The sequence below is a fragment of the Oscillospiraceae bacterium genome (genome assembly GCA_035380125.1).
Taxonomy (GTDB): domain Bacteria; phylum Bacillota; class Clostridia; order Oscillospirales; family JAKOTC01; genus DAOPZJ01.
In genome coordinates this window covers 61448-72357 of the sequence record DAOSWV010000016.1, presented here as the reverse complement: position 1 = coordinate 72357, position 10910 = coordinate 61448, and the positions used below count along the sequence as shown (strand labels likewise).

9 protein-coding genes and 1 tRNA gene are annotated in these 10910 nt (G+C 50.9%); 6 read left to right on the top strand and 4 right to left on the bottom strand.

All coding sequences use genetic code 11. The features are described 5' to 3' along the window. Positions 1-101: 101 nt before the first annotated feature. The 3 genes from PK629_08075 to PK629_08065 form a co-directional block, all read right to left on the bottom strand. On the bottom strand, positions 102-2024 hold the full coding sequence (locus tag PK629_08075; GenBank protein HOP11433.1) for a WG repeat-containing protein: 1923 nt from the start codon (positions 2022-2024) through the stop codon (positions 102-104). A 164-nt stretch (positions 2025-2188) separates the two neighbouring features. Continuing rightward, complete coding sequence (locus PK629_08070; protein HOP11432.1) at positions 2189-4963, bottom strand: M56 family metallopeptidase; 2775 nt, start codon at positions 4961-4963, stop codon at positions 2189-2191. A gap of 128 nt (positions 4964-5091) precedes the next feature. Continuing rightward, a complete protein-coding gene (locus PK629_08065; GenBank protein ID HOP11431.1) occupies positions 5092-5451 on the bottom strand; it encodes a BlaI/MecI/CopY family transcriptional regulator in 360 nt (119 codons plus the stop codon). Between the two features lie 302 nt (positions 5452-5753). On the opposite strand from PK629_08065, the gene PK629_08060 reads away from it, so the two are divergent. Then, positions 5754-6530, top strand: coding sequence for a hypothetical protein (locus PK629_08060; GenBank protein ID HOP11430.1), 777 nt, complete (start codon positions 5754-5756; stop codon positions 6528-6530). Between the two features lie 248 nt (positions 6531-6778). Here the strand turns inward: PK629_08060 and fliB are convergent, their stop codons facing one another. Next, a complete protein-coding gene (gene fliB, locus PK629_08055; protein HOP11429.1) occupies positions 6779-7834 on the bottom strand; it encodes a flagellin lysine-N-methylase in 1056 nt (351 codons plus the stop codon). Between the two features lie 176 nt (positions 7835-8010). Between fliB and PK629_08050 the strand changes: the two genes are divergently transcribed. The 5 genes from PK629_08050 (at position 8011) to PK629_08030 (ending at position 10886) form a co-directional block, all read left to right on the top strand. Beyond that, positions 8011-8754 (top strand): plasmid pRiA4b ORF-3 family protein, encoded by a 744-nt coding sequence (locus PK629_08050; GenBank protein ID HOP11428.1) that lies wholly within the window; start codon positions 8011-8013, stop codon positions 8752-8754. Positions 8755-8878: 124 nt separating this feature from the next. Then, positions 8879-9442: a GNAT family protein gene (locus tag PK629_08045; protein ID HOP11427.1), complete on the top strand. Its 564-nt coding sequence runs from the start codon at positions 8879-8881 to the stop codon at positions 9440-9442. A 94-nt stretch (positions 9443-9536) separates the two neighbouring features. After that, positions 9537-9611 (top strand) — tRNA-Gln (locus tag PK629_08040). 86 nt (positions 9612-9697) lie between these two features. Then, the gene (locus tag PK629_08035; protein HOP11426.1) at positions 9698-9988 is read left to right on the top strand and encodes a transposase; all 291 of its coding nucleotides are present in this window, start codon (positions 9698-9700) and stop codon (positions 9986-9988) included. Beyond that, complete coding sequence (locus tag PK629_08030) at positions 9978-10886, top strand: IS3 family transposase (protein HOP11425.1); 909 nt, start codon at positions 9978-9980, stop codon at positions 10884-10886. Before PK629_08035 ends, PK629_08030 begins: the two co-directional genes overlap by 11 nt. Positions 10887-10910 lie beyond the last annotated feature (24 nt).

Genomic DNA, 10910 nt, shown 5'->3' with positions numbered 1-10910 from the left:
AGGGCTTTGCCCGTCTATGAAAAACCCCCGGTTTTACCGGGGGATATTTATTTTTTGGCGATAAGTGCGGAGATGAATCAGGGGATTATTGAAAATATATATTATTGTGATGTGACTGGCTCTTTAAGGCCGGATTCCAGAATTTTAACGCGCATGAAGATCGGGTAATAAGTGCCGTCTTCCTCCTGACCGAGGGTGAACTTGACTTCGCGCAGTTCGAAGGTGAGACCCGCTTGGGTGAGCGGTGTCCAATTCCTGTCGCGAATCATCTGTTTGACCGCAGCGAGGTCATAGGGTAAAGCGTCCCATACGGAATCGGAGATGTTGACGCAGTAATACTGCCCGGTGTAATATTTGCCGTCGGTTTTCGACAGGGATTTGATCATCGTGAACATGGAGCTGTCATAACTCCAGCCGACGGCACGAATACGGTCGGTGTCCGGAATAAATTCAAGTTTGCCCCCGCCGGTATAGTCGGTCAGCGTTTTGCCGAAATATTTTAGGGTAATTGCGTCGTATTCTTCGCGAGTATTGCCGTTTTCATAATCATACCCTTTCATGTGCAGCACGGCGTAGACCGCTATCTGTTCATCAGAAATTTTGCCATCGGCGCTGCCGAGAATCTTGAATCCGGCATCATCGGTGAAAAGATCGTCTTCGGAATGGGAATACTCCCAAAGGGCGTAATTTTCGGTGAGTTCCTGTGGGACCTGCGTTGCCCAGTCGGGATCGGAGGTGTTCATTTGATCGTCGAGAGTAATTGCGCCCCATTTGCCGTCTTTGCGCACGAATACCGTGTCTTCAACGGAGTAGACAAGCATTGTCAGAAAATCATACTGTGGGGGGATGATTTCTTTCCCGTCGTAGCCGATGGCGCCGTATTTGCCGTTTTGAATGACGCTGATAATCGGCCAGACCTCCTCGTAGGTACTCAGATAAATTGCATCATAAAGCGCGTCGGTCAATTCGTTGCCTTTTCCGTCCAGCAAGACCCAGAGGCCGCCGCGCTTGGCGGTCATATGGATCGGGTCCCAATAATCGTCCGGATACTGCTGACAATGCAGTTGTTCATAGACGCGGCCGGAGATGGGTTTGAGGGTGGTTTTGTCATATAAACGCCAACCGTCGTCACTCAGCACGCCGATCATATGGGGCAGCGGGTAAAAGTCGGTGCCGCTTAACAGGTGTTGACCGTCTACGGTGCACAGCTCTTTTTCGCCGTTGAGATCATTCTTGATGAGATAGCGGTCAATCCTATCGCCGTCTTCGGTATAGTACATGACGGTAGCATATTGTTGGGGGAGCGCTGAGTTGTCATTGTTTCGGAAAACGCCGCTCAATTTGAAATCGGACGGAGCGTGCCCCGAATCGCCTAATTCGATTAACACCAGCCACCAGGAATCGGCATCGACCCATTCGCTGCCGTTATCGGCTAATTTCAAAGAGACGGAGACAAGCAGATCGGGCAGTGTTGAAGTGCTTGCGGTTTGAACGGCTTGGGCATATTCGACCCCGTCGAACAGGCAGATTTTATCCATGGTCGAGCGGAGAATCAGAGCGAATACGCATTTATTTTGAAAGTAAGCCTCGTCATAACCGCTGAACCGCTGATACAGGTCGGACTCGAAATGAAAACGCTGGGCGAGCTGACCGGAGAACTCCTGCATTTGTATTGGTTTATAAATTTCGTCGGTCAGGATGTCGTCACTCGCTTTGATGTTGTTGATATAGACGTTATCGGCCATCGTCATCTGCAGTTGGTAGACCGATGCATTGACGGGAATTTGTAAGTTTACAGTTTCCGTGGCGAAAGAGGTTTCGGAGGAATCGGTGATTTGAGAAACCGAAGCGGCGAACGGCTCCGAAACGGTAGGGGTTTTTAAGGCGTTCGGGAGAAAGATGAAAGCAGCGGTAATCAGGACCACCATGGAGATAATGATCCAAAACGCTGGTTTTTTGGGGTTGATTATGGATTTGGAGTGTGGTTTATCGCCGGGTTCGAACAGTGAAAGCAAGGGAATCATTTTTAGGGCCTCCTCGTACGGCTCTGCAGATGGTTATAGAAGGGATTTTGTAAGTATAAGCATTTATCCTGTTATATCATAATTACCTTAATATGTCAACCGAGCGGCCCCGTGAAAACGAAACCGCTCGGTTTGGTGATAGGTATGGAATGCGGATGATAGGGTTATTGGGATGAAATTGGTGCGGTAAGGCCGGTTTGGAGAATTTCGACGCTCTTGTAGAGTGGGTAAGAACTGCCGTCTTCGTTTTGATTGAGCATAAATTTGACTTCGCGCAGTTCGAAGGTAAGGCCGTCTTGAACCAACGGCTCCCATTCGCCATTATACAGCATCTGTTTGACTGCGGCGAAATCATACGGGGAATCGTCCCAATAAGAGTCGGAGATGTTGATGCAGTAAAACTGCGCGGTATAGATGCCGTATGTCTGCGATACGGAACGCAGCAGCGCATACATGCTGCTGTCATAACTCCAGCCGACGGCACGGATGCGGTCGGTATTCGGAATGAATTCGAACATACCCCCGCCGGTGTAGTCGGTCAGCTTTTTATCGAAATATTTGATGGTCAGAGCGTCGTAATCTTCACGGGTGTTGCCGGTTTCATAACTGTAATTTTCCATGTGCATCAAAGCGTAAACGGCCATCTGTTGGTCGGAGATTGTACCGTCGGCGTTGCCGAGAATTTGAAAGCCGGGGTCTTTGGTGAATAATTCGCTTATTTGAGTTTCACTGTCGGTCATGGAATAACCGTTCGGGGCATAGAAGGAATAGTAATCAGTGATTTCCGTGGGAATCGGTGTCTTCCAGTCGACTGCGGACGCGCTTAGATTGCCGTCAAGGGTGATTGTGCCCCATTTGTCCCCTTTGAGCACATAAATTTTGCCGGTTTGGATGTTCATTGTCAAATAGGTATATTCGGTTGGTACGATGACTTTTCCATCATAGCCGATCGCGCCGTATTTGCCGTTTTGTGCGACGACGATGACCGGCCAGTCCTCTCGGTTGGTATTGAGATATATTTTACCGTAGACCGCGTCGGTCAGCGAGCTGCCCTGGCCGTCGAGCAAAGCCCAGAGAGAACCGCGTCGGGCGAGGATATAATTCGGGTCATAGGAGCCATCCGGGTACTGACGGCAGAAGATTTCGTTGTACGAGGCATCGGAGACGGGCACCAATATTGCAGGCACCAAAGCCGTCTTTTTATACAGATGCCAATTGCCGCCGTTCAGCACGCCGATCACATGCGGCAGTAAGAGAAAGTCATCTCCGTTGATCATGAATTGGCCGTCTTCGTTGCATAGAGAGCCGCCGTTTTTGATGATATAGGTGTCTGTAACGAGACCGCCGTCTTCGTAGTAGGAGACGGTTTTAGTCTCCGAGGTGATTTCAACATCTCCTCGCTCCCTGCCGCCGCCGCTGCTGCGCCCACCGATTTGATCGCATGTAGAGAGTTTGTCGGAATATTCATCGTCGACACTGATCAGCACAAGCCACCAGGCGTTTTCATCGGTTTGCGTTCTGTCGGTTGCTTTCCAATTGATATCAATCACGACAGAAGAGGCTTGATCTGCGGAGCGGAAATAGGAATAGAGATAGGAATCACTGATGACAAAGTCGCTGCTGCCCCAAAGCGCGATACCTGAACTAAAGTCCCGAATACCTCCGAAGGTGCAGTCGAGATCACTGTCCTCGGCTAAAATCATGGCGATTACCCGTTTGGATTCGAAAAAGGAGTCGCCGTATTCCGAGAGCGCGTTCGTCAGATTGGATGGAAGGGTGAAATGTGATTTTAAGTCATCGGAGAAGGTCAGAAATTCCTGTCCGCTCTCAATCCAATCGGAACTTGCGGTGCCGTTGTAAGCAAGTGTTGAGAGATAGGTCTCGTCGGGATCGGGCATGGAAAGTTGATAAATCTCCTCTTCAGCAGGGATGGGGGAGGAATGAATTGGCGTATAGGATACTGCAGATGGCGGGTCCGGGCGGGACGATTCCGAGGTGAGGGGCGGGTTCACGGCGTTCGGGAGAAAGATCACTGCGGCGGCGGTGATCAGCACAACCGAGGCGATGATGATCCAAAACGCCGGTTTTTTATAGTTGAGCGCGTTTTTGATGCGCGGTTTGACGCCGGTCTCGCTGAATGCCAACGGGCTTAACAATCCGCTGCGTTTTTGAGAGAGCATCAGCAGCGAACGCGAATAATCGGCGCGGATATCCGTATTATAATGCCGCAGAACGGTCTCGTCGCAGGTCAGTTCCATATCCTGCATTGCCAATTTAAACGACAGCCAGACCAGCGGATTGAACCAGTGCAGGCAGGCCGCCGCGTAGGCAATCGGTTTGACGATGTAGTCCAGATGTTTGATATGGGTCTGCTCGTGCAGCAGGATATATTCGCGCTCTTTGGGCGAAAGTCCTGCGGGCATATAGATTTTCGGGGTGAAAAAGCCGAGGACGAACGCCGTCGTGATGCGGTCGGATTCGTAGGCATCGCCCGTTTTGACCGCAACGCGCATGCGGCGTTTCATCAGGAAATAGGAGACGAACGCATAGGTGAAAAACGCGACTGCGCCCGCCGCCCAGACCCAAGCCGAAACGGTCAGGATGATCTGCATCGGGTTGGCGCTTGCGGCCGGCGTCGCGGCCTGTGAGGAGATCGCCGCGTTGACTGCGCTGTCGACCGCTTCGATGCCGCTGTCGATCTGCGGAATTTCGGCGGTGACGATGGTCTGCGGGATCGGTTCGGCGGTGACCGGAATCAGCGCCTTGACCGATTCGACGGTCAGCGGACAGACCAGTTTGAACAGCACCAGCCCCCAGAGCAGGTAGGAAAAGAGCTTCGGGGCTTTTTTGAGCGGCAGCCGCACGAGCATCACGCCCAGCGCCACGACCGAGGCGATCATACTCATATTGAGGATTTTGATTAAGAGAGCGCTTATCATTATAACCGTCCTTTCATTGAATTGGGACGTTTTATCCGGTCAGCCCGGATTCATTTTTGTATGCAGCACAAAAGGATAAAACTCCCTGGCTAAAAGATAAATCTTTTAGCCTCTGAAAGATTTATCTTTTAGCCTTGTGCCTCCTCAATCATTTTTTTCAGCTGATCGGCCTCCTTCTGCGAAAGCTTCTTATCGTACAAAAAGGCGGTCAGAAAGGCCGGCAGCGAATTGTCGAAGGCCTTTTCAAGCAGCGCTTCGCTCTCGTAGCGGCGCACGTCGTCTTTTTTGACGAGTGCCGTCACGGTTGCGTCTTCGTTTTTGACGACGCCGCGCTCAACAAGCCGCCGCAGCATCGTATAGGTGGTGGACTTTTTCCACCCGAGCGCATCGGCGCACAGGCGGACGAGTTCCGTCGAATTGACCGGTTCATTGGCCCAGATGACCTCCATGAACCGGTATTCGGCGTCGAACAGTTTTTGATTATCCATCATATCTCCCCCTTTAGAAATCAGATGTCGGCTGTTGACGGTTGCATTAAGGTTTGTAAAACGGTAAACCACCCTGCCCTTCGGGCAACCCCTAAGGCGTCAAAGCCGCCTACAGGGCGGCATGGCGACGCCATATTGAGGGGAATTTGGGTCTAATGCATTAAACCGATTGAAGTTTAACACGTTAAACCTGAGATGTCAACACTTTTCGGAAAAATTTGAAAATATTTTTCGGCGTGGAATTTCATGGACAGAAAAAGAGAGATGTGCTACACTTTTAATATCAAGGCAAGGGGTGAAATATGGGCGGAAACAGTGGGATTTCGGGGAACCATACAGCCGAAAAAGAGCGGTTTCGGGCGGCCTGCGGGGAAATTATCGTCGGGGTCCGGGAAGAAAACAGCGGGATCGGGACGCTTTCGGAAAAGACGCTGCACGCGGTGTTGAAGCGTTATTTTGAGCTGGACGGCGGCATCTGCGAGATCAAGTTCGGACGGTACGTCGCCGATGTCGTGTTAGGCGAACGGGGGATTTTCGAGATTCAGACGCGGGCTTTTAACGTGCTACGCAAAAAGCTCGAGGCCTTTTTGAAGATCGCCGACGTGACCGTGGTCTATCCGATTCCGTATTTAAAGTGGCTATGCTGGGTGGATGATGCGACCGGCGAGACCTCCCCGAAACGAAAAAGCCCGAAAACAGGGTCGGTGTACGACGTGTTTCCGGAGCTTTACAAGATCAAAATGCTGCTGGATCACCCGAAACTGCACCTGTGTCTGGTGCTGCTCGAAGTCACCGAATACCGGTTTCTGAACGGCTGGAGTGAGGACAAAAAGAAGGGGTCGTCGCGCTGTGAGCGCATTCCGGATGACCTCTTGGGGGAAGTTTATATTCAAAATGCAGATGATTATAGGAAGCTGATTCCCGAGGGGCTGCCCGCGCAGTTTACCGCGAAGGATTATGCCAAGGCGATCAAACGGAATCACCGGCTGGCAGGCACGGCGCTGAATGTGCTATGCCATATCGGTGCGGTGAGGCATATCGGGAAAAAACGAAATTTGTATTTGTATGAGGTTGTGTAGGGAGCGATGCCCCCGTCGCTCCGCCGGATTGGTATTACCGATTTATATAAGACGCCGTTTATGATTTTTATAACGGAGCGACGAGGGCGTCGCTCCCTACTAAAGCGATATCGCCGATGAAGCCGCTCTTTACGCCGGAGGCGGGCGACCACATGGGGTCGCCCCTACAGGTGTGAAAATGCAACTGTACGGTTGAAGTCATAAAGTTTTATGGATTCTGTGATGCGTTTAAGAGCGGTATTATGTAGCTAAACAGCGGGTTTGAAGCCGTCGGGACAGGGGTCATCGTGTAAAATCAAGCCGGCATTACGGTAAAAATCCGAATGCTCGATATAACGGAATGCCGCGGCCACCGCATCGGCAAAGGCGGCTTTATCCGTTCCGAGGCAGATTCCGATAAATCGCACCAGCGTCCATGCCGCATAAAACGCGATATAAGCGTCGCGCGGGGTCTTGCAGGCGGGAATATCTGGGAACTGTTCGTAAAACAGGTGGTTGACCATCAGATTTTCATAATAATCGTCGCAGTCGGGTAAAACGGCATAGGCACGGCGCAGAGCTTTGCGCCAGAGTGCGGCGGAGAGCTGCAGGTCGGAGCCGGGTAGACCGACGGCGGCAAGCGCTTTTTCGCCGTATTCGGCGATATTGGGACTGATGTCCATGAAAGCCGAAATCAGTTTTTCGGCATTTTGCAGAAAATCGGGGGTTTGGTGCTGCGCGAACGGGATCGGCTGCGGCCCGAGCAGAATATGGCCGATTTGGATGATGCGCTCGCGCAGGGAAAGGGCTTGGTTCTGCATGGCGGCGATGCAGCGGCTGCGCAACTCGTCATTGGCCTGTGCGCCGGGATTCGGCATCGGGAGCGCGCCGGAAAATTCCCGCTCGATCTCGACAAAATGCAATGGACAGGGTTGATTCATTAACAACTCGACTGTGGCCTCGCAGCTGGCGGAGCAGCTGCTCTCAAGCTGAAGACCGGATTTATAAGAACGCGGATAAAGCCGGCAGACCGATGGCAACACCGTTTCGCCGCACTGTTTATGCAGTTCGCAGAAGCCGTCTTTATTGAGCAGGCGGCAGGCGTTGTCCAGCGACGGTGAGACGAACGCATAGGCTTCGCGGGTGGGTCGGTCGGCGATATAAAAAGCGCTGTCTAAGGTGCGGCGCAGGGTTTTGGAACACGAAAGACCGAGCAGCCGATAATATTCGGCCTCGGTCAGCGAGATGCCCCAACCCCGGCAGCAGACGTTCCGGCAGTCCCTGCATTTACATTTAAAATTGATGAAGTATTCAGGAACAAGCACATGGACCTTCCCCGTACAAAGCCGCCTCCGTGGTCAGATTACGAGATATTATAGGGATTCCCCCGGGGTTTTGTCAAGAAAAATTTTTAACAAGTAACAAGGCGTATCTATTGCGATAATAAAGGGACTGCGATATAATTGATAAAATTATCCTTTCGGATAAGAAAGAGGTGTTGATGGTGCCTAATGATCCGATTTACCGACTGTATGCCGAACTGAAGGATTACGAGCCGAAAATTTGGAGGCGGTTTGAGATATCGAACGCCGTCTCGATGGCGCGGCTGGGATATGTTTTGATGGTGCTCTTTGAGATGAAAGGGTATCATCTGTTCGGATTCGATGTTCCGGTGAAGGAGAATTTTATCAGGTGCGTCGGCGATGAGATCGACAATCCATACAATCGGCAAGCCCTTAAAACATTTAACAAGCACCCGGAAAAAGCGCAGCTTCGGGTTGAGTTCATTATGGAGGACGACGATTTTGAACCGCAAGGTTGGACGGAGCATGCGGCGCAGATTAAACTGAAAAATGTGCTTGACCACGAAGGCGAACGTATGATATTTGAATATGATTACGGGGACGGCTGGCAGGCAGAGATAACGGTTGAGCGAATTTATAAGGAAAAGGAACTGCCCGCGAAAGAGCTGCCGCGCGTTTTGGACGGCGAGGGGTTCGGTATTCTCGAGGACTGCGGCGGTCCGTTGGCACTCTCGGATATCGCAGTGCTTTTAAAAACGAAAAAGGGTAAGGAATATGAAGAGTTTTTAGAATGGTACGGAAGCGCCCCCGATCTGGCGGCGTTTCATATTGATGAGATGAATAATCGGCTGAAAAAACTGCCGAGAGCTTTTCGCGACAGCTATGAACTCGGGAAAGAGCTGTCTGACAGTACCGTGGATTTTTTGGAGCGGAGATATTAAGGCGAAGTGAAACTTCAAGCAGGCATTCCAATCCCTGATTCGGAAACGAAACCGGGTTTTCAAGCCCTGAATCGGTATTCCGGATCGGTTCGGCAGCAAGCGCTCTGAGAGGTATAATAAAATGATGGAGACGCAACGGTTAATCATCAGAAGATTCCGGCCTGAGGACGGTGCGGATTTATTCGATTATCTTTCGCGTGAGGAGGTCGTCCGGTTTGAGCCGTATGGAGTGGTTTCACGGGAACAGGCCGAGCGGGCAGCGGCAAGACGGGCCGAGGACGAGACTTTTTGGGCGGTGTGCAAAAAAGAGAAAGACGGCGGAAAACTGATCGGGAATATTTATATGGCCAAACAGGAGTTTGATACTTGGGAGCTTGGCTATGTGTTTAACTCCGATTTTTGGGGCAAGGGGTATGCATACGAAACGGCAAAAGCGCTGATGAACTCCGTGTTTATAAATCAAGGCGCGCATCGGATCATTGCGAAGTGCAATCCGAAAAACGAGCGTTCATGGAAATTGCTCGAGCGGCTGGGAATGCGCCGCGAGGGGTATCTGCGGCAGTGCGTCTGGTTTAAAAAAGATCAGAACGGAAATCCGCTCTGGCAGGACACCTATGAATACGGGATTTTGGCCGAGGAATGGGAGAGATTGGCGGATATCACACAGAGCTGCCCTTCCTGCGAATAATTTGTCCCCTTTTCATTCATGTGCCTTGCATAATTCGTATATTTCTGCTATAATGCCGTTACCGAAACGGCTTTTTTGGGCCGTTCGGGTTTATTGGGGTGTAGCCAAGCGGTAAGGCACGGGACTTTGACTCCCGCATTCGATGGTTCAAATCCATCCACTCCAGCCATCAAAAAGTGCTCGCCGAATTGAAATGAACTGCACCCCAAAAGTTAGACAGTATGATATACTGAATAACGATAGGGGTGTTTTTCTATGCCAAAAGGGATACCAAACAAGCGATACACGCCGGAGTTTAAGGTTATGGTGGTGGAGGCAATGCGAAAAGAGGGGCTTAGCAGCAGGGAGACAGCAAGGTTATATGACGTTAGCAGCCATCATCAGGTACAAAACTGGGAACGCATCTACCTTACAGAAGGACCGGAGGGTTTTCAGATCGAGCGGCGTGGACGAGGCAGTAAAGGAAGGCCGATGAAACTGGCTCAACCAGTTGAGAAAGATTTACTTGCAGAGGTGCAGCGGCTGCGTGCGGAGAATGCATCCTAAAAAACTTGCAGGCCTTGGTTTTGGAAGACGAGCGATGCCAGCGCAAAAAACGCAGGTGATCCAAATACTGAGGCAAGACTATCCGTTGGTATTGCTGCTATCCATCGCTCGGCTTCCTCGTGCGACTTACTATTACTATGTCCGGCAGCAGGCAGTTCCGGATAAGTACGAAGGAGCAAAAGACGCAATCTCTGCTATTTTCAATGAGAACAAAGGCCGGTATGGTTACCGCCGCATCACTGGGGAACTCCGCAATTATGGGTTTATTCTCAATCATAAGACGGTACAGCGTCTGATGAAAGAGACAGGCCTTATCTGCCGGGTTAGAATGAAAAAGTACAAGTCTTACAAAGGTGAAGTAGGTAAAATAGCGCCGAACCTGCTGGAGCGAAACTTTGAGGCCGAAAGGCCGAACCAGAAATGGGTAACCGATGTCACAGAATTCAGTTTGTTCGGGCAGAAGCTTTACCTGTCACCGATTCTTGATCTGTGCAGCAGGGACATTGTCAGCTATTCGATTTCGGATCGGCCGGTGCTTTCCATGGTGACGGAAATGTTGGACAAGGCTTTTTCAAGGGTTCCGGACGGGACAAAACTCATTCTGCATTCCGACCAGGGCTGGCAGTATCAGCACAAACAGTATCAGCGGATGTTGAAAGCGAAGGGCATCCGGCAGAGCATGAGCCGCAAGGGCAACTGTCTTGACAACGCCGTAATTGAAAACTTCTTCGGCATACTCGAAAGCGAACTGCTGTATTTGCAGGAGTTTGAGTCAATGGAGCACTTCAAAGCAGAGCTAATCGAGTATCTGGACTACTACAACAACCGCCGCAGCAAGGCAAAACTAAAGGGCTTGCCTCCTGCGATTCACAGACTGCAAGCCCTCTCGGCTGCTTGATTTAAAATATTTGTCTAACTTTTT